The sequence below is a fragment of the Bradyrhizobium sp. SZCCHNR1051 genome (assembly GCF_032489615.1).
Taxonomy (GTDB): Bacteria; Pseudomonadota; Alphaproteobacteria; order Rhizobiales; family Xanthobacteraceae; genus Bradyrhizobium.
On the sequence record NZ_JAUEYJ010000009.1, the window covers coordinates 125,078 to 145,560 of the forward strand.

The 20,483-nt window shown below is 65.4% G+C and carries 7 protein-coding genes; 1 reads left to right on the top strand and 6 read right to left on the bottom strand.

Going from position 1 to position 20,483, the window contains the following annotated elements; translation table 11 throughout:
• Positions 1-153: 153 nt before the first annotated feature.
• Both QW868_RS13190 and QW868_RS13195 read right to left on the bottom strand, forming a co-directional pair.
• The gene (locus tag QW868_RS13190; protein ID WP_316230705.1) at positions 154-2,271 is read right to left on the bottom strand and encodes a S8 family serine peptidase; all 2,118 of its coding nucleotides are present in this window, start codon (positions 2,269-2,271) and stop codon (positions 154-156) included.
• Between the two features lie 17 nt (positions 2,272-2,288).
• Entirely contained in the window at positions 2,289-3,404 is a 1,116-nt protein-coding gene (locus QW868_RS13195) for a phosphatase PAP2 family protein (protein WP_316230706.1), read from the bottom strand.
• 230 nt (positions 3,405-3,634) lie between these two features.
• On the opposite strand from QW868_RS13195, the gene QW868_RS13200 reads away from it, so the two are divergent.
• Complete coding sequence (locus QW868_RS13200) at positions 3,635-5,338, top strand: hypothetical protein (RefSeq protein WP_315736160.1); 1,704 nt, start codon at positions 3,635-3,637, stop codon at positions 5,336-5,338.
• A 278-nt stretch (positions 5,339-5,616) separates the two neighbouring features.
• Here the strand turns inward: QW868_RS13200 and QW868_RS13205 are convergent, their stop codons facing one another.
• The 4 genes from QW868_RS13205 to QW868_RS13220 all read right to left on the bottom strand — a co-directional run bounded on the left by QW868_RS13205 (position 5,617) and on the right by QW868_RS13220 (position 20,478).
• The gene (locus QW868_RS13205; RefSeq protein ID WP_316230707.1) at positions 5,617-8,721 is read right to left on the bottom strand and encodes a DEAD/DEAH box helicase; all 3,105 of its coding nucleotides are present in this window, start codon (positions 8,719-8,721) and stop codon (positions 5,617-5,619) included.
• 877 nt (positions 8,722-9,598) lie between these two features.
• Positions 9,599-11,482: a hypothetical protein gene (locus tag QW868_RS13210; RefSeq protein ID WP_315736158.1), complete on the bottom strand. Its 1,884-nt coding sequence runs from the start codon at positions 11,480-11,482 to the stop codon at positions 9,599-9,601.
• Complete coding sequence (locus tag QW868_RS13215) at positions 11,475-17,144, bottom strand: hypothetical protein (protein ID WP_316230708.1); 5,670 nt, start codon at positions 17,142-17,144, stop codon at positions 11,475-11,477. Before QW868_RS13215 ends, QW868_RS13210 begins: the two co-directional genes overlap by 8 nt.
• Positions 17,145-17,181: 37 nt before the next feature.
• On the bottom strand, positions 17,182-20,478 hold the full coding sequence (locus QW868_RS13220) for a hypothetical protein (protein WP_316230709.1): 3,297 nt from the start codon (positions 20,476-20,478) through the stop codon (positions 17,182-17,184).
• Positions 20,479-20,483: the final 5 nt, after the last annotated feature.

Genomic DNA, 20,483 nt, shown 5'->3' on the forward strand with positions numbered 1-20,483 from the left:
CATCTGCACTCACGCACTTGCGCTTACGACGCGCGTCGGCAACGGCGCGGCGCAAGAAGCATCGGATGCAGGCTGGGAGTCGAGGCGCGCCTGTGCTGGCTCACTGTCTGCCAGCATGCTGCAATTGCGCGGCGGCGAACCAGGGAGTCGGGCTCAGCGCAAGTTTGGGCTGCGCGGATAGGTCCGCGGCGGCACGCCGGGGTGGCCGCTCGCACGCAGGATGAAACCGCCGATACGGGCATGGTCACACGGCGAAGCGGCGACCGCATCCTGCTTGATCGGCTCGAGCACGGCGGCGCCCGGCGGCGGGACGTCGGAGCTGGCCACGGGACCGTCGGTCACCGCAAGCGACGCAAGCACCGGGCCTGGTTGCAGCGATGCGAGATAATCTGCGAGCCGACGTACGAGTTGCGGCGCTGCCACGCTGGTGCCGCGCATCGCCACCACCGAACCGCTCCGCGTACCGGCCGCGAGCACGCCCCAATGCGCGGGCCCCTGGTCGGCGATGGCAGCACAATCGGGCTCGGCGCGCCCCGGCGTCGGACCGCTCGCCGTATAATCCGTCGGCTGGCCCGCGGCATCGACGGCGCCGACCACGAGCGCGCCCGCGCCGGTCGCGAGCGCCGACAGGGTGTCCTCGCGAGTCATGGGGCAGCCGCTGCTGTCCGGATCGCTGTAGCTGCCATCCAACGCCGCACGCTGATAGCCCCCTGCATGATCGAAATAGGACTGACGTCCATGCTGCACGTAGCCCAGCGGGGTATCGTCGCGCTGGATGTAGAGATGTGCGGTCAGCGGCGCCTCCGATCCGTTGGTGACGGAAAGCCGCCAGCGTCCGGCCGGCGCTGGATGCCTCACGCTCCAGCGCGCGGTGGTCGGATTGACCGACAGATGAAAGCGAACGCGGTCGGGCTGGCCGGCCACCTTGGCCAGGTGGCCATTGATGGCGGCGATCGGCTTGCCGTCATCCTCCAGCACCTGCACATCGCCATCACCGAATCCATCGATCATGCGCGGCACGCCGCCGGGCGGCGTCAGGCTGACGCCGACACGCGGCCATTGCTGCGCGATCGCTTCGCCGTCGAGCCAGATCTCGAGATGATTGGACGTACCGTCATCCGGCAGCATGATCCAATCGATCTGAGCAGAGGCGCCGGGCTGCACAGCCATCCGGCCCGTAGTCCGCTCGCGATAGCTGTTGCCGGCCGGCAGCACCAGATAGGTCGGCCCGCCGCGCTGGTTGCGGCGCTCGATCATCCGCGACAGAGCCTGCTCGATCTCGTGGCTGCCGTTCTTGGGGCCGGCCGCGATGCCGTAGCTGAAATTGATGACGAGCGGCAGCTTCGGGCTGATCCGATCGGCCCACAGCATGATCTGACGCGCTCCCTGCAGCACGTAGCTCGCCATGGTAACGCCCGTCGTATCGCCCGACACCGGCGACGGCAGCTGCACCGCCAACAGAGGCCGCTTGCTGCCGATATCTTCCGCGGTCGGATCGTAGCCACTGGAGAGATCGAGGATGTGTGTGCCGTGCGAGACGCGTTGCGCCAGCGGCTTGCGTTGCTCATTGCCGAAATCGGTCATGCCGAACGCGCGATAGATGTCGGCCTCGCTCGCGTTCGCCGCAAACAGCACGTCGAGCTCATCGCCGGTGAGCCGCTGCCCGGCGGCGACGCCGAAATCCTTGGTCCGGCGCTCGACATCCTGCAACCAGATCGCTCGGATGCGCGATCTGCCGCTCCTGCTGCGAAAACGGCGGTTGGCAAAGGCGATGCCGTCATCGATGACGCCGATAGCGACCTGCCGCGTCAAATCCGTCAACGGCTTGCCGAGATCGGTCGGCGCGGCGATGACTGCGTCGAAGCGGAGCCCTGGAATCGGCGGGCCGACATGGATCGTCGTGAAGAGATCGTTGGCGGCAGTGCGATTGGCGATGTCTTCGGGCCGGTAGATGAAGAACTGCACATCGCGCGGATCGTCCGGCGGCCGGACGCGACCGATGCGGATGTCGTCGATCAGCTTCGTCAGCAGATCGAATTCGTCGGCCGACATGCGGATGGTCAGCGCGCCTACAGGCTCATCCGGCTCGTGGCCGGCGGCCACGATGGCGGCCAACTGGCCGAGATGGGCCACATAGCTGCCGTTGGCCTCCGGCAGCAGTTGGATCTGCGCGCTGCACCAGTCCAGCCTCTTGCCAAGTGGCCTGTTGCGCAGCTCCCAGTCCTGATAGGGATTGGCTCGTTCGGCCCGATCTCCTCGCCAGTCTCTCATGCGTCTGTCCTTTCGTGTCAGCCGACGATCAGGCGGCACTCGGCGAACGCCTGCGTCCAGAGATGCTGCAAGATCGGCGAGGCTGGAACGGTCGATGGCGTGCCGGCCTCGATGATCGCGCCGCCCCCACCCTGCTCGCTGGCGACGTTCGCAGCGGCCGATCGCCTGTAGGACATCGCCAGCACATCGTCGTAGCGGAAATCGTCGTTGAACCCCCGCCCGTCGAACTTGCGCATCGTGACCTGGCCGCAGCCGGAGCAGCGCGCAATGAACAGCTCCGCCAAGGTCCAGCCCAGCACCATACCGGCCACGCTGTCGACCGGAAAATGCACGCCGGCGACCGTCCGGTTGATGGCAATGCGCTCGGCGTGGCGCATCAGCTGCACGAACACTGGATCGGTCGCATCGACATCGTCTCGCCCGGTCCTCGCCTTGCGCATGAGGGCATTGATCACGAAGGCCGCGGCAAAGGATTCCGTGGCATGGCCGCTCGGCAGCGACCCATGCCCCGGCGTCTGGATCATCGGCTGTATCTGCGGTGAGTATTCGATTGGGCGCCGGCAGGTGAGCGCATGCTTGACCCGCATTTCGATCGTGGTCGTCACCTGCAGGATCAGCGCCAGCAGCTCGGCGGTGTGCGGGCTGCGGCTCGGATTCCAGTATCCGACCAGGCCCAAGAAGCTGGTGAAATCGTGCAGCTCGGCGAGGATCTCGCTGCTGCGTTCCATCCGCAGCGCGGCATAGTTGAACACCCAAGCCGCTTGTCTGGCGAAGTCCGCGGCATTGGGACGGATCATGTGCACGATCGGCGTGAACGTCTCATCGCTGCGGCCACGGTACTGAAGCGAGATCGAGGTCTCGCCTTCGTCATAGACAAGGCCCGACAACAGCTCGCCAGCGAAGATGCGCAGTCGCACGTCGCGCGACCAGCGATCGAGCGCCTCCGGCCCGGCAGTATAGTGATCAGGAATGTGTGACGGCTGGTTCCAGTAGCCGACGACGCCCTCCCGGCTGGTAATCAGCGCGCGTGCGCGCGATGAGGCGTGGGCACGGCGGCCCTCGCCGCTTTCACCGCTTTCGCCGCTCTCACCACTTTCTCCGCTTTCTCCGCTCTCACCGCTTAGCCATGCCATCTGCCGCCTCCCTGCCTGGCCCGGCGGACTTGCTCCGCCCGTTACCACTGAATGGTCGTTTTGACGGCACGCGCGGTCAAGCCGCCCGCTTTCGAAATGACGGCGTTTCACGGATTTTTCACGTTGACAGCAAGGGTGTTGGAGACTTCACTACTCAATCATTGGTTTCCGTATTTTAACGACTGATTACATCATGGTTGTGGGCGACGAATGTGAGCTCCGATCCAAAATTGCTGATCAAGCTTCTTGGTCCGTTTCGCGTGGTCAAGGCTTCTGGCGAGGATTGCACGCCCAGAGGACGCAAGGCTTGCGCCCTCATTGCGATGTTGGCGCTGGCGCGTGAGCACAAGCGATCGCGGGTCTGGATCCAGGACAGGCTCTGGGGTAGCCGCGGCAAGGAGCAAGGCGCGGCCAGCCTTCGCCAAAGCCTGACCGAAATCCGCAAGGCGCTGGGCGACTACCGCTCTCTGCTTTGCGCTGACAGCTTCGTCATTTCGCTCGATCCAAAGCTATTTGAGACCGACATCGCCCGTTACGCTACCGCGTCACCGCAGCAGACGATGGCGCCTCCCCAAGGTGAGTTTCTTGAAGGCTTTGACATTGCAGAGGAGGAGTTCGAGGATTGGCTGCGCGAGGAGCGTGCGCGATTCCAGACGCACGTCGCGCCGGCGCCTGAACTCCACCACGCCGCCAATCTCGCGACCGACCTTGCAGAGCACCTGCAGCCCCCCAAGGAGCGGCCCTCACGAAACCGGATCGTCCTGATCCCCGGCTGCCGGACAGGCCCGTCGGATGCCGCGGTCGTGACGGATAGCCTCGTCGATTCCATCGCCAAGACGATCAAGGAACTGGGCGTAGCCACGATCCAAGATCGTCGCGACATGAGCGCGTCGGCCGCCTGGCCGGCGGACACTTTGCCCGGAGATGGCTTGACTGGTGACGATGGCGCCTCGGTCAGCACGCTGTCCCTGCGCTCTGATGTGTTCGGATCTGACACGAGCAAGATCGTTCGGCTCGCGCTGCTGCAGCGCCCTGCGAACACGCTGGCATGGTCGTCGACATTGCAGATCAACGGCGACGGTACGCTCGACCTGAACGACACCAATGTGATGAGAACCATCAACCTGGTGGTCAACTTCGCCGTCGATCAGCTCGCTCATATCGAGGATGGCGCTCCGAGGTCTGCCTCCCATCTATGCTATGCTGGTATCCTGCGCCTGTTTCGACTTGGCAGAGCCAACTTCGAGTCCGCCGACAAGCTGTTCGCGGCTGCTTTCGCGGCCGAGCCACGCGGTATCTACCTCGCGTGGCGCGCCTATTTGCGCACCTTCATGCTCGCCGAGCGCCAATTCAACTGCCGCCAGACGATCGAGGCGGAGGCTTTCGATCTGATGTACCGGGCGCTGGAGCTCGAACCCTACAACTCCTATGTTGCTGGCCTGAGCGCGCATGTCCACTCCATGATGCGACGCTCGTACGTTGCCGCCTATGAGCTGGCCGAGCGAGCCATTCAACTGAACCACGCCAACCCGATCGCCTGGGCCTGCCTGGGAATCGCAAAGAGCTATCTCGGCAAACCAGAGGACGGCTTCCAGCACACATTGCTTGCCCGTACGATCGCTGGTGCGGCACCATTCCGTTTTCAGCTCGATGCCCTGAGCTGCATTGCGGGGACGATGGCGGGAGAACTGGACAAGGCCGTCCATCTTGCAGAAGCCAGCCATGCTCTTGCTCCGACCTTTGCTCCCCCCTTGCGATATTTGTCGGCTCTCTATGCGCATAATGGGCACCGTGAGCTTTCTTTCGAGATGGTTCGCAAGCTACAGACAACGGAACCAGACTTCTCATATGACAAGCTGAGGGATAAGGCCTATCCCGCGGCTGGCCTCCATCGGACATCAATCATCAACTCGCTGCCAGCCCAACAGTTCTAGCGGCGTCACGCTTCATCCGAGAGGTTGTGGAGCGGCAGACGCGATCGCTTACGGTCGCAACGCAGTCCACGCGCACGACTGATGACGCGGGCGAAGGCCACGAAAGAAAAGCCAAAGGAAGCCTCCTCCGACGAGCCGCTTCAGAACAACGATCGTCTCTGCGTCAGCGCAACAAGGTTCTCTCAATCGTCCTTGCCAAGGGTCAAGCTCCATCGCTTTCATTTCAGGCGCCGAGGAGGGTCCACAGGATCGCTTCAAGTCGAGTGACGCGTCACCCTTCATTCGTCCAATAGATCCAAGAACTGTTCGACCCTTCGTAGGGCAGGCTCATCGCTGCGTCCGGGATAGACGACGCGATCGCCCTCGCGCTGCAGTGACCGCGAGCGTAATTTACCGATCCTCCCTGCGAGCATCGTTGCAGCAATCGCATCCGGGCCGACATCGAGACGCATGATCCCCCGTTGCCGGCAATCTACCCTGAGCTTGGCGACAGCAAAGAAATTGCTGGCCTCGGATGGCAGCTTGCCGAATCGACGGTGCGTTTCATCCTCGAGCTCCTCCAGCTCGTCATCACTCCGGCACCGAGCGGCTCGAGCGTAGATCTCCAGCCTGACCGCCTCCGATTGCACATAGCTCGCGGGAAGCAGCTCAGGGATGGGAAGATTCAACTCAGGGATCCAGAGCGCGGACATTCCATCGCGGTCTCCCTCCAGGGCTAGCGTAAGAAGGTGGCCGTAAAGCGTCGGTCCGAACACCTGCGTGTGGCCGGATTGTCGATCGGAGCGCAGGTCGCCGCCGCCGCGGAGGTCGAGGTCGCGAGCGCTGATCGCGAAGCCGGCGCCCGGACGGCTCAATTCCTCGAGGGCGGAAAGCCGTTTTTCCGAGCGTTCGGAGCCGCCTTCCGTCAGGAAATGTGCAAACGCCCGGATGCCGCCGCGTCCTACGCGTCCCCTGAGCTGATGCAATTGTGCCAGGCCAAATTTTTCTGGCCAGCACACAACGATAGTGTTCGCACGTGGAATGTCGAGGCCGCTTTCCACGATGTTGGTTGCAAGTAGTACATCGGCGCGACCTTCGACGAACCCCATCAATCGCTCGTCAATCTCGTCCGTTGGCAACTTGCCGTGAATGGTAATGATACGTAGTTCCGGCACCAGCGCGTGGATCCTGGCCAGCAGGGGATCGAGATCCTGGATCCGCGGACAAATGACAAAACTCTGACCGTTACGTCTGTGCTCACGAACCAGGGCAGCGGCGATAGCTATGTCCGAGAGCGGTGCCACCTTGGTGGCAACCGGAACACGATGGACCGGCGGGGTCGCGATCACGCTGAGATCCCTCAAGCCCGTCAAGCCGGCCGCAAGTGTGCGGGGGATCGGAGTCGCACTCATCCAGAGCCTGTGGCCGTTCTTATTGAGGCCCGACAGCATGGCCTTCTCAGCAGCGCCGAAATGCTGCTCCTCGTCAATGATGATCAGGCCAAGCTCGGCAAATCTCACCTCCTTGGATGCGAGCGAGAGGGTCCCGACGACGACCCTGAGTTCTCCGCTCTTGAGGCGCTCCCTTACCTTTCGCGCTTCGGCGGTCGAGGCAACCCGCGACAGGTTTCCAACATCGATGCCAAGAGGCGCGAAGCGCTTGCGGAACGTTTCGACATGCTGTCGTGCCAGCACTGTCGTCGGCACGACGATAGCGACCTGCTTTCCGGCCAGCACGGCGGCTGCCGCTGCTCGCAGTGCCACCTCGGTTTTGCCAAAGCCGACGTCCCCACAGACGATCCGGTCCATCGGGTGCCCCGATGCAAGATCATCCAGAACGTCGCGGATGGCCTTCGCCTGATCGGGGGTAGTGAAATAGGGAAAACGCGCGACGAACTTCTCATAGACAGCAGGGCGCGGCACGAGCTTCGGAGCCGGACGCCGACGGCGCTGACTCATCTGCTTGGCCAGCTCCTTTGCGACCACATGAATCTCCGTCTCGGCAGCAGCTCGCCGCGGCCGCCATGAGCTGCCGTCGGCCTTGTCCAGCGAGGTGTCTCCGAGCTCAGCGGCGTAGGGCCAGATCAGGGCCAATTCTGCAAGAGGGACGAGAACGGCATCGTTTCCGGCGAATACCAACCTGACCATCTCGCGCGCCGAAAGATCTCCCGTGCCCATGGATCTCAAGCCGCCAAGGCGTGCGAGTCCACGTTGCAGATGAACGACCACGGATCCGAGTTCGGGGAGGTCTCCCGAATCGAAGCCGGGCGTCCATGCCCAGTTCATCGGTTGCGGTTGGTGTGCCCTGCTGCCGAGCACGTCGGCAGCAGTGATGACCACGAGCGGCTTCTTTCCAGGAACGACAAAGCCCGCATCGAAGCCTGCCAGCAATGCGGCCTGCTGCCTGCCCGTTGCGGTCGCGTGCGTCCAATCCGGCACGCATTCGGCCTTGATAGCGCTCATCCGGGCCATCACACGCAAATCCGCTTCGACCGCAGCGACGAAAAGCACACGTGCCCTACCGCGCTGGGCTTCCTCGACAAATGCACGGAGGGCCTTCCGCGGAGAGGCTGCCTTGTAGAACTCTGGCGTCGCACGATACGGAGTGGTTGGCGGCAACACAGTGATCTTCTTCGCCGCCAGCTCCCATTCGCGTCGGCTGAGATAGGCACGGTCGCGCTCACTGCGGGCGGCCGCATCCTCGATCGTGCTCAACCAGGTGTCGGCGTGCCTGGGCACGGTGCTGTCGGCGATCCATTTGGCGCGCGCACAATAGTCCAATAGGCTGGACCTTCTTCGAGCCCGGCCCGTGAACGTCAGCCGCTCGGACATCGGGTCAATCAGGAGCTCCTTCGTTTCGGAAATCACCTCTTGGTCTATCGGATTGATCGCTGCAATGCGCCGGATTCTCCCTCCGGAATGCTCTATCCTAAAAGGTCCGAACGCGCCGGCTGGGAATATCTCGAAGGTGTTGCCGTGAAACAAAACTCCACCGGGATAATCCGGACTATCGTCCAGGTCGTACCCGAGAGCTTTCAGACGGGCCTCAAGGTCTTCCTCGGAATAGACGGCCCCGGTCCGAAGTGGAAATCCGATACGAGACCAGTTCGCAGGCAACGGCAGGAGCTCCATTATGGCCTCCGCCGCCGTGATCAGCAGGATCGGCTTCTTTGCCCTGGCAAGGCGTCTCAAGACGGAGCTCCGCCGGCCCGCGATATCACGTGAAGGCTCAAGCTGATCGAACGGAAGCGTGTTCAAACGGGGATAGACGAGCACATCACAGCCCGGCTCGATAACTGGGATGATCGAACCCAACAGCTCGGCTCGGCTCTCATTTTCGGCGAGGAACACAAGTCCGCCTCGGCCCGAAGCACGCCATCGCGCCGTAAGATACAGCGCCAACATGCCCAGTGGAGACGAGGAGGAAATGCCAGTCCGAATCGGAGCCTTCGTTGTTGTCGCAACCGATGTCTTCTTCCGCGGGGCGGCCTTTGGTGACGCGGAGCGCTTTGCTGATGTGTTCTTGCGCGGCGTTGAGCCACGGAGCGTACGAAGAGCAGTGGTCACTGAATTCTCGTGCTGAATTGACGAATGCTAGGCAAGCCTGCGAATCTTTGTCGAGCTTTAGCGGATTCGACGGCTTCAAGGGATCCAAACTTCGGAGTGTCGATCACCGTTCTCCCCTAAAGTGCGACGGTGTCACCAACCAGCACCATCGTCGCGCTCCACGTGGCAGACTGGGGTGCCGTGACAACTATGACGCAGAGATTCGTTCTTGAATGACCATGGTACGAACGCGTTGATAAGCGTGATTGCAGCCTTGATGACGGGGCTGCACAGAAGTCACGAGCCCGGCTGAGACGGCCTGCGGTGGGACTACCCGTCACCAGGTTTGAGCAGAGCCGGCGGTTGCCCATGCTAGAAGCGATGCCGCGTGATCTCTGCCCTTATGGCTATGGGCCTCTGCCGAAGAGGCTCAGGCCGCAACGTACAATAACGCAGTGACTCCAGATTCGGAACAATCAAGACGAACTTCTCCGCGCTCAACCTTGAGCGGTGTTCCTCGTGCTGGCTCTCCGTTGCTTCTCCTATGTCATGAAGGAAGCGCTGAGGTCGGGAATGGGTCTTCGGATAACACTTGCCTGCCGCTACGTAATCTTGGGGCGCCGAGCGTCTGCCGTCGCGCGAGAAATTGCCGACTTGGGAATGGCGCGCGCCCGTTCAACCCTCCATCTCCGGCGGCCGCGCCACCGCTATATTTCGACGATGACGTTTCATGCGTTCATGCCTTCCGCTTCGGAAGGATCGCGTCGAAAGCGAGCCTGCTCGACCGCTCGCCGCGATCGGTCTCCTTGCGGATGCCGAGCCAGACGAAAGTGCGGCCGTTGTACCAGCGCGTGCGCTGGAAGCTCTGGGTGACACGAATGCCCGCGCGCGGCACCTCCTCCTCATGGAGATTGTAGCCCTGCTGCTGCGGGAGGTCGAGACCGTGGCGCAGCAGATCGGTGCGAGGTTCGACGCGCACCGGCGGATCCGGGTCGCGGTCGATGACCCGCAGCATTGCTGCGCGACGCAGCTGGATCTCGCGGCTGTCGTTGTCGATGTGCACCGGGATGAATGGAATCCAGTTCTCCGGCATCTCGCTCATCAGCCGATAGCGGATCGCGGCGTCGTTCTCGATCGGCGGCGCAGGTGGTGGGCCCGGCGGCAGGCTCTCCTCGACCAGGCGACGGAAATAGCGGCGAGTGTCGAGCGCGGCGCTGCGCCCGCTCTTGCTGTCGCCCGAAGCCAACATCACCCGCGACTCGACGCCCCACACCATGTTGGCCATCTCGTCGCGGAACAGTTCCACCGACTCCAGCGGCTCGCTCTCCTGGATCTTCGGCACGCTGGGCACGATGAACAGGCTGAGATCGGCGGGAATGTCGTCGCTCCCCTTCGTCGCCAGCGTAAACATCGACCAGCGTTGCCAATCCGCGTCCCCGCCCTTGCCCGCGGCCTCGACCCAGATCCGCTCTCCGAAGACGTTGGTCACGCTCATGCCGGCGACCCGGGTGATCGTCCCGGCCGGCACCGTGAACGGCATCAAAAACCAATCGTTGGCGTAGACGAGGCCGAATTCGATCAGCAGCAGCTTGTTGACGTCCGTCGTCTCCGGATCGATGTCGCCGAAATTCGTTCGTCCCTCCTCAAAGGTCCACCAGCGTGTGTTCGGCATGCCGTCGAACTGGATCGGCGCCGGGATGAACGACGCCGTGAAGGTCGTCTCGACGGCGGCCGGCGGCGGCGCGTCCGCCAGGTCACCGAGTCCTGCGCCGGAGGCGTCGACGTCGAAATTGTACCAGTCGAGATGCCCCTGGAAGTATTCGTCGGCGACCACGAGCTTCTCACCGCCCGCCTTGGGCGCCGACGCTGCGAAGGCGTATTCGAGGCGATCGGGCAGCCAGGCATCGGCGGCCCCCGCGGCGGACTGGTAGAACGCCTCCCGGTACCAGCCAAGGAATTCCGCCTCGGCCGTCTCGATCGCAGCGGCGCTGGCCGGATTGCCGAGCACGACGAGGTCGTGCGCGTGATTGCCGGGCGCGGCCGTCAGATGCTCGACGAGGTCGTAGCCGTCCATCGACCGGCCGGCCAGCGCCGCCATCGTCTGCCAGGCTTCGCGATGGGCGGCGACCGGCGCATCGGCCTTGAGCGCGGGATCTGGCATGGCGACCGGCAGCGCCGCGATGAATTGCTGGGCAAGCCCCGGCTCGATGCCGGCGACGAGCTTCAGCCAGCGCCGGCCCAGGGCGATGCGGAGATCGAACGCGATCTTCTGGCCGGCGAGACGGAACGGGATCGGCCGCCGCTCGACCTTGGCTTCGAGCGGCACGTCGTCGGCGAACGCTTCCGGCGGATTGCCGGCCGCGCGGTATTTCGTCAGTTCGGTGGTCTCGATGTGCACCTTGGCGACGACGGGCGAGCCGGCGTCGTCGCCCTGAAACTCGCCCATCTGCCACTGCTTCGTCAGCAGCCACAGCGGATCACGGACCTCGGCCTTGAGCGCGCGGTCGAAGTCGTGCGTGCGTGGGCGACCCTCGAGCCTGTTCCACAACGTGATGGTGGGCAGCTTCACCTTGCCGGAGAACACGGCGGAGAGGTTCTGAACCGCGACATAGTCAGCCATTGCCCGTCTCCGTCTCGGCCAGCACCGCGGCGAGGTTGTTGTTGAAAGCGAAGTTGAGCGAGGCCGTGATCGGATGGAAGGTCACGGCGGACACCAGCGCCGGCAGGAAGCGGGCATAGGCGGTCGTGTCGACGTGGTCGGGCTCGATCGCGCGCTTCTTGGCGAGGTCCATCGTCTCGCGCACCGTGTCGACGAGATCCTGCCACTGCCACGAGCCGACAAATTTCGGCGGCAGCGCCAGCAGCAGAGTCTGCGGCGGCTCGGCGTTTGGCCGGTCGAAGTGGAACGCCAGACCGGTATCCTCGGTCGGGCGCGGGATCACTTCGGTCCACTCGTCGAGCAACAGCCCGAGTTGCCGCCGCGCCGGATCGAAGCTTTCGGCGAAATGCGCGGTATAGAGCAGCTTGTCCTCGTCGATCACGAACGGCTTTCCGTCGGCATCGGTCTCCGGGAATTCGAGTCCGAGCCACGGCAACTCGGGACGATGCGGAAATTGCAGCGCCTGCAGCGCGACGCCCGCCCCCGTGAACGCGTCGGCGAGATGCTGCGAGGCTTCCAGATCGTGCAGCTTCGACCGCACCCGCGCGACACCCATGAACCAGTCGTCGAGCGGAAAGCGGCGTCCGATCGTGGTCTTGACGAACCCGAGAATGGTCTCGTCCGCCTGCGCGCCCGCGCCCCAGGCGTTGCTCCATTCACCGGCCTGCGCCGCTGGCAGGCCGAAATCCGGAACGATCTTGAAATCTTCGCCGAACAGCAGCTTCGCCGCCGCGGTCAACGCCTCGATCTTGTTCTTCGCCTCCGCCGCGGCATCGTATTGATCGAGCCGGGCCTGGATCGCCGGCAGCCGCGTCGTCAGCTCGAGCGCGAGCGCGGCGGTGCGCTTCGCCATGTCCTCTGCGAGCGCGACGATCGCCGTGCGCTGTGCCGCGATGTCGATCGCCGCCGCGTCGAACGCGGCGTTCGCAGCCTTCGACGCCTCGATGCCGTCATGCAGGGCGGCGAGATCGGACGCATTGTCGTAGAGCATGATCAGAACGGCGCGCTGTCCAACGAAGGCGGCGCGCTTGCCGCTCATGAGATCGTCGCGGAAATCGTCCGGCTGCGCCGGTAGAGGGTCGGTCGCCGTGGTCGCGATCAGCTTTTCGGCCACCCGCAGCGCCAGGAACTTCGCCGCGTCCGGCGCGGCGGAATCAGCGTCGTAGGCGACTATGCGTGCGTCGAACTCGGCGAGTTGCCTGGTCCATCGAGCGATGTAGCCGGCGAGTGCGGCGTGCACCTGGGAGAAGATCCGCCGCCGGTCGGCGTAGACGGCACCGGTACCGGTCTGCAGCGCCGCGAACGGACCGAGACCCTGCATCACCGACACGAAGCCGGTGATCGTCTGCTCGATCTCGGTGGCGATCTGGGCCTCCTGCTTGGCGTCGAGGCGGGCCTGCAGCGCCGTACGGAAGGCGTCGAGATCCGCAAGCCGCGCGGCGAGCAGATCGCGCGGCAGCGTCGCCCGCTCGCGCGCGAGCGCCGCGTCAAGATCGGCGGCCTCGTTCGCCTCGCCGGCCATCGCCATGTCGCTCGCCTTGAGCGGACGCGAGCGCAGCAGCAGGCTTCTGAGATGCCGCACCAACGCCGACAGCTCGAACAGCGGCACATGCCCGGCGATCGCCGCAATCCTCTCGCGGTAGGCGATCGTCAGCATTGCGTCCGGGCGCGGTGCATGGACGGCGATCACATGCGCTTCGATCAGATCGTCGAGCGCCTTGGCGGCTGGATCGTTGTCCGGATCGAGTAGATACAGCAGGTCGATCGGCAGCAGGCCGAGATCGGCCTGCGTCACGTTGTAGGCGACGGAGGAAAGATCGAGCGGGTCGGTGACCGTCACCGAGCAGGCGACCGCTGCCGGCGGCGGCAGAATGCCCGCGAGCCAGGCGTTGAGCGCAGGCTCCGCCTTCGCCCGCGGCGATGTCAGCGCGCCGTCGTTCGGGTCGAGCCCGGCCTTGAGATGCAGCGCCACCCGATGGGTCAGCGTCACCCCCGACCGCGGCGTGCGGACCACGTCGGGGGTCGCCGGGAATTTTCCCTTGGAGTAGGTGTCGAGCACGGCGCCGGCGCGGTCGTAATTGCCCTGCACCACCTGATGCACGCTCTCTGCCATCGCGAGGTCGGCGACTGCGTCGGCGATGTCGGCAATCCGCGCGGCCTCGGCGGTGATCGCCGCGGCCTGCTGCGGGCTCGCCGCCGGCAGGTCGGCATCGTGGCCGAACGGGTAGCTGCTCACGCCGCTGGTCTTGATGTGCTCGACCAAAGCAAGGCCGTCGATGACGTTGCGCGCCTCCACCCGGTTGATCCGCAGTCGCCGACCGAACGCGTCGAGCCGGCCGGTACGCGTCGGAGCCAGCCGGTCGCCGACCAGCGGGAACACCTTGCGGAGGTCGTAGATGAACCCGTCCACTTCGACGTCGTGGCGATCGTGCAGGCCGCGCTCGAACTGATAGCCGAGCAGCGCGCCGAGGCTCTGCTCGCCCTTCATTCCCTCGATGATCGACAGCGCGATGCGGACTCGTTCCGAGCTGAGATTGACGGCGAGGCTGCCGGGATTGTCGGGCGTGGCGTTGGACAGATAGCCGTTGCGCAGCACCGCGGCGGTCACCGCTTGGTTCAGCGACGGCGCGTGGATGTAGCCCTGGTTGCTGCGGTCGCGCATCAGCTGCGGCGCATCCGGATCGGCGAAGATCGCCGCGAGGTTTGCCGGCAGTTCGACCGCCGTCAGCTTCTTGAACTCCGGCTTGACGTTCTCGAGCCAGCCATAGGCGCCGAGATAGATTCCGGTCTTCGCCTCGCCGGTCGGTGCGCCCGGCTGGGCGGTCCCCTGGCCGGCACCGTTCGGATAGCGCATCCGCTCCAGTTGGCGGCTCATGATGCCGCCGTACCAGGCGTCGAACCGGTAGGTGCAGAGGTCGAGATGCTCGGCGAACACCCGTTCCAGAACCGCCGTCGGGGACCTCTTCAGCCGTTCGAGCGCATCGAGCTGGCGCTTGAGATACGCGGTGGCGACCATCGAGGTCAGCACCGTCGGGATGAACTCGCCGACCGTCCTCAGTCCCGTTCCGGTGACCGCGGCGTCGCTGCGGTGGAGGTAGCACCAGCGGCTGCCGCCGGCCGCAGCCGGCACGGCGAGGCTCGCCTCCTCGACCTGAAAGAACTTCGGCTCGCGCCGCGCCGCCTTCAGCTCGGTCTCGCCGATCAGCCCGGCATTGAAGAACAGGCGGATGCTGGTCTCGACGAAGCTCAGGTCGAGCGCGTGATGCAGCATGAGATACAGCAGCGCGTTCGGGCGCTGGGTGAAGCCCTGCTGCAGCCGCAGCGCGTCGTGGGAGGTCGCCGCAGCCTTGATCAGCCAGCCGATGTAGTTGTCGCCGCCGGCGGTGTAGGCGCGGATCTGCTCGGTCTCCGACAACGGACGGTCGTCGATCAGCGGGCCCTTGAGCTGGTTGGGCGCCTTGAGAAAGAGTTTCTCAAGGATGTCCGGCACCTCGATCCCCTCGGGCGGCGTGTAGCCGAGCTGCTTCAGCAGATCGAGCCCGCTTCCAACATAGCCCGCGGCGAGCAGGAGCGCGACCAAGGCGCCGCCCGCCCCCTGCATCGCGAGGCGGTTGTACAGTTCCTTGAAGCTTTCGGCGAAGCGCTGCTGGAATTCCACCGATCCGGCGTGCAGGCCGAGGACATCGAGCAGTATCTGATGACGGTCGCCGTCCGGCTTGCCGATGTACGACACCCGCGACATCAGCGGCTCGAGATCGGCCTCGACCTTGCGCAGCAACTGATACAACCGCGTCAGGAACCGAAGTTCCGGATCGTCCGGCGCGTGCGCGGCCCCGACTACGACGTTCGACCCCGCGAAGATCCACTGGATGCGCGAGCGCGGCGTCGCCGGCAGGATGCCGTAGGGCTGACGACCGACGCGGATCGTGGGCATCGGCCCGCGTGCCGACACGTGCCGGACGAAGAAGTCGCGGGTCCGCTCCACCGTCGAATCGTCGAAGACCGGATGAAGCATGCTCTCCATGAAGTAACCGAGCGTGGCCGGCCACAGCGCCGTGTTCATGGCGCGGGCGTCGTTGACGTCGTGGCGATGGTAGAAGGGGATCGCCGCCAGCGCGGCCGGATCGAGACCGAGCGTGGCGGCGAGGCAGCGTCCGTCTGTCCGCTCGAACCATCCGTCGGGGTCCAGGGGCGGAGTGCCGAAGTAGTGATCGAAGCTGACGTCGGACTCCTCGCGCCAGCTGTAGGCGGCGCCCTCGCCCTCGACGTTGTTGGTCGGCTGGCCCTGCGGCAGGATCGAGAACCCCGCCTTCGACTGATGATGATGGGTGAACAACTGCTCCAGCGCGACCCGGCCGGCGTCTGCATCGGCCCCGAGCCGCACACCGAGCACCATCAACTGATCGAAGCCACGACGGAAGGCGGGCGGCGTTAGCGGCACCCGGAATCCCATGCCGATCTCGACGGCGCGGTCGAAGTTGCGCACCCATTCGAGCTCCGGACCGAACTTGATGTCGTCGCCGTCGTGCGCGACCGATGCGTCGTCCGTTCCGGTCGGCGACGGCGTGACCGGCAGCGGCGACGGAATCGGTTTTCCGAGCTGCTCGAGTTCGAGCGTTCCGCCGTTGTAGCCGAGCAGGACGAGGCGATCAGGCAAGGTCCGGGCGGTCGCCGGCTGCGACCAGCCGGTCTCGCGCATCGGCGTGGCGTCCGCGGCGGGAAACTCCAGATACGCGGCGATGACCGTGGTGGTCGTGCGATCCGCGCCCTCGGGCGGCGCGTCGGCGAGATTCCGCGGCCGGTACGCCTCACGGACCGCCGCGGCGCGCTCGGCGCCGAGCGCGTTGTCCAGCGCGGCGATCGCGTTCATCTGCGCGGCCGCATCCGTCCCCGCGCGCCACAGCGCCGTCCAGAACGTGCTGACCGCACCTCGCTCGGGATCGGCCAGCGGCGCGCTGGTCACCACCGTCAGGATCACAGTCGGCACGCCTTCCACCCTGGCCGGTCGCGCCGCCTCGTTGAGCGGGCGATGAGTCTGGGTCACGTAGTAGGACCGCCCCGAGCCCTGTCCGCTCAGCAGCGTTCGCCAGGCGGCCCGCTCCCCGGCGGTGTCGCGGTTCGCCCGCCAGACGTCGGCCCAATAGGCCTGGGCGCGCTTCACCTCGTCTTCCGACAACGCCTCCTCGAAGCTGTCGACCGCGATGTCGTCCGGATAAGCCCGGACCCACAGCTCGTCGCGGTCGCCGCCGAATTCCGTCGCTTGCTTGAAGCGCGTTTCGATCCGCAGCGGCATCAGCAGGATCGGCGTCTGATCGGACAGCAGGCCGATGTTGCGGCGCGGGTCGGTGAAGTTCGCGAACAGCCCGATATTGCGGACCACTTCGTCCTTCGCCGCCTTCAGCGCACCGCCCAGCCGCTCGATCTCGGAGGCCGCCGCCTTGATCTCCTTGTCGATCGCCGCCAGCGCCGGATCGTCGGCGCCCTTGCTGACGCGCTCGGCCCGTGCGCGGTCGCGGATCAGCCGCGCGCGGGTGTGGCGAAGCCGGCCGATCTCGCGCGACGTCGCATCGACCGCGGCGCGCGACGCTTCCAGCTCCTTGCGGATATCATCGAACTCGGACATTTCGCCTCCGCCGCCCCCTGTCGTGTCCGCTGCGCGATCAGTTCGGCAGCATCTCGCTGCCGTGCACCGCGACCAGCACGGGAACCTGGTAGAGGATGTAGGCGAGCTCCGCGGAGTTGCTGTCCGGATGCCAGCGTAGCGCCTTGTCCTCGTCGTACTGTTGTTTCTTCTCCTGCAGCTCCGGCGCCACCGGATCGTCCAGGGTGAGCGTCGGCCCGCCCGGCCTGATCTGCAGAAAGCCCTTGTCGGCGTCGGACAGCACGTCAGGCCAGGCGAGGTCGTTCCAGACGTTGAGCGGCCCGTCGCGAGAAATATCAAGGCCGAAGCGCGGTTCGCCGGGCCGCTCCTTGATGACGAAGAACCAGCCCGGCGCCGTCGAATTGCCGCGGCCGGTGCCTCCCTTTGCCTCCTTCGAGGTCAGGTCGAAGCCAATGAAGGTGATGTCGGGATCGACCTTGGCTTCGTAGAGCGGTGTGCGCAGGCGGTCTTCCACCGGACCGTCGGTCTCCAGCACCCGCTCGACGCGGGGATTGATCGCGCCGCCGTCGTCGCGCTGCCAGCGCGCCTTCTGGGCGTAGATCACCGCGGTGGGATATTTCTTCAGCAGCTCGCCGCGGATGACGAGGACGACTTCCTCCTCGTTCTCACCCGGCTTCTCGCGATGGTCGTGATCGCCTAGCTTGGAGAACAGCGACCAGGTGTGGAGCGGCGGAATATCGCGGAGCTTTTCGCGCAGTTCGTCCTTCGACAGGCCCTCCCGGTCGATCACGCCGCTCGGGTCCCAGAATTGGCGGAAGCAGCTGCCGCGCTGGTCGGTGGGATATTCACGCCACAGCAGCTCGCGGGCGAATTCATGGTTGAGGCCGACCATGTAGGCCTCGATGAAACGCTGATTGGTCTCGAGCAGCGTGATCGTGTTCTGCGGAATCTTGTCGATGTTCGGCAGGAAGTGCTCGTCGGACAGGCCGAGAAGCGGCTTGTACATCGGCAGGTCGATTTCCGGATATGCCATCACCGGCTTGAACACTTCCGGCTGCAGCAGCGTCGCGATCCCGTTGATGGCCAGCACTCGCGGCGGAATGGTGATCGAGGAGAAGGTGAAGGCGGGCACCGTCTTGTCGGGATCAATCGCAGCGAAGGTCGACGCTCCGAGCGCGGCGATGTCGATCGGCTTACGCAACGGCGGCTTGCCGAGATCGGCGCTGACTGTGAGCAGCCGGTTGAGGTCCTTGAGGGCTAGTTTGAAGCGCGCCGCCTCCGGGCTGTCGGCGGACGAGGCGCCGCCGACCGGCTCAGGCGCGGCGGGATCGGGATCGCGGATGGTGAAAGACGGAAAGCCAGGCAGCGCGTCGATGATGTCGGGCGAAGCCCCTTGCGGCAACACGCCGGTCGCGATGCCGGCCTGCTTCTCCAGCCGCACCAGCCATCGGAACAGCGCCAGCGCCGCTGCCGCGACCATGATCGCGAGCGGAATGGCGACGGCCAGCAGCAGCACGGCGAGCAGCAGCAGAACGACCAGCAATACCCACTTCGCCCAGCGGTGCTTGGTGAGCCAGTTGGTCAGCTCCGCGGGCAGCGACTTCGGCTGAAGCTGCGCGGCGACATCCTCCACCGCCGGCAAGGCTTCCGGGGTGACCCGCGGCGGCGCCGCGCTGACCTCGCCGCGATTGATCTTCTCCAGCAGCTCTTCGGCGCCTTTCGGCGAGTCGAAGCCGAGCGTCGCCGCGATGTGGTCGCGCGGCCGGACCGCGCGCCGGAACGGCGCAGACAGCGCCGCGCGGGGCACCGTGCTTTCCTTGAGCCGATGGCGCAGCGTGAAGCCGTCGGCGATCACCCGGCGCTGCACCGGCGCCATCATCGTCAGCCCGCGTTCCGCACTGAGATCCTTCAGCGGCCCGAGATGGCGCGCATGCCAGATCGCGGCCGCGGCCTTGGCGAATTGCGCCAGCCTGATCCGCCGGTTCGCCGCAAGGATGTCGCCGACCTGGTCCCAGGCGGCGTCCATATAGGCCTCCTGGTTCTTCTGCACGACCGCGGTGCCGAACGCGGCGGGAACGCGAAACCGCGGGTCCAGATTGAGCTCGTGCACCCAGTTGCGCGGCTGCGGCGCGTCGCTGCCGTCCGCCTCCTCAAGCAGCCGCTCGGTGAGCGCGTGCCAGCGGCCGTACAGCGGCGGCGTGATCACTGGGTCGGGCGCGCCTTCGCGGGCATAGTCGTCGGTCAGGTTGACGAAGCCCGCCAGCGCCTTCTCGAATTCGTGCGCGTAGGGTTCGTCCCAGCCCTCGTAGGCCGCAGCTTCCGCCTCCTGCGCGCCGGTCAGCGCCTCGTCCGGCACCTTGAGCGCGCCGCCGAGCCGCAGCACCCCGTGGAGCCCGGCGACCGCGATGGGCGGCATCCCGGAGCCGGGCGTCTGCGTGTCCATGTCGCGGCGGCCGAGCCGCGAGTCCGGCGGACGCGGCTTCAGCAGACGGACGAGGTACTCGAAATCGCCCACCGTCCCAGTCTTGAAGTACCACCGCTTGTACACCGGATGCAGCGTCGGGGACGGCCGGTCGGTATAGTCCGCCCAGGCCGACAGGGTGGCGAAGAATGCGGGATTCGCCGCCGGCGCGATTCCGAGGCCGGCGAGACGGCCGCTCTCGAAGGTCGGCACCACGAATGCATGGTAGGACGTATTCGGCTCCAACTGACGCGGCGACAGGACGCGCGAATAGGCGTAGTCCGGATTGCTGGCCAGCAGGCTCTCTAGCCGTGCCCTCGCCTGGTCGGCATTGGTCGATTCCACCACGCCGTCCTGCTGGATCAGGTCGCGGTTGACGTGGACGTGCGCCCAGGCCCAAAGCTGGTCGGCGGGCGGAAATACCGAGGCCGGATCGCCCGTCACGTCGATCGCCGGCAGCGGCCGCGCCGACGACACCGCGACTTCCTTGAACTCCTCCATCTTGAGTACCAGCAGTGCGAGCCACGGGCGCAGCCGGTGGCTCGACTCGTCCGGCGCCGCTGGCGTGTAGCGCCACGGAAAATCCTCGTCGTAGAACTCAACGAAGGGCAGGTAGTTCGGCTCGAAATTGGTGATCCAGTCGCGCGGCTCCACCTTCACCACCGCCTTCGGATCGATGCCGACGATGTCGCCGGGACCATAGAGCGCGACGTCGCGCGAAATCGTCGCCGTCAGATCCGTGTCGCCCTGGACCGGCCGCCCGGCCAGCGACAAGTCGACCTTGATCGTCGCGCGCAGCGCCACCGAGTTGTCGTTGTCGGCCGCCGTGATGTTGTTCGCCACGCCGAGCCGCAGCCAGGGCAGGAAGGAATAGGTGCCGATCGTATCACTCATCCCGT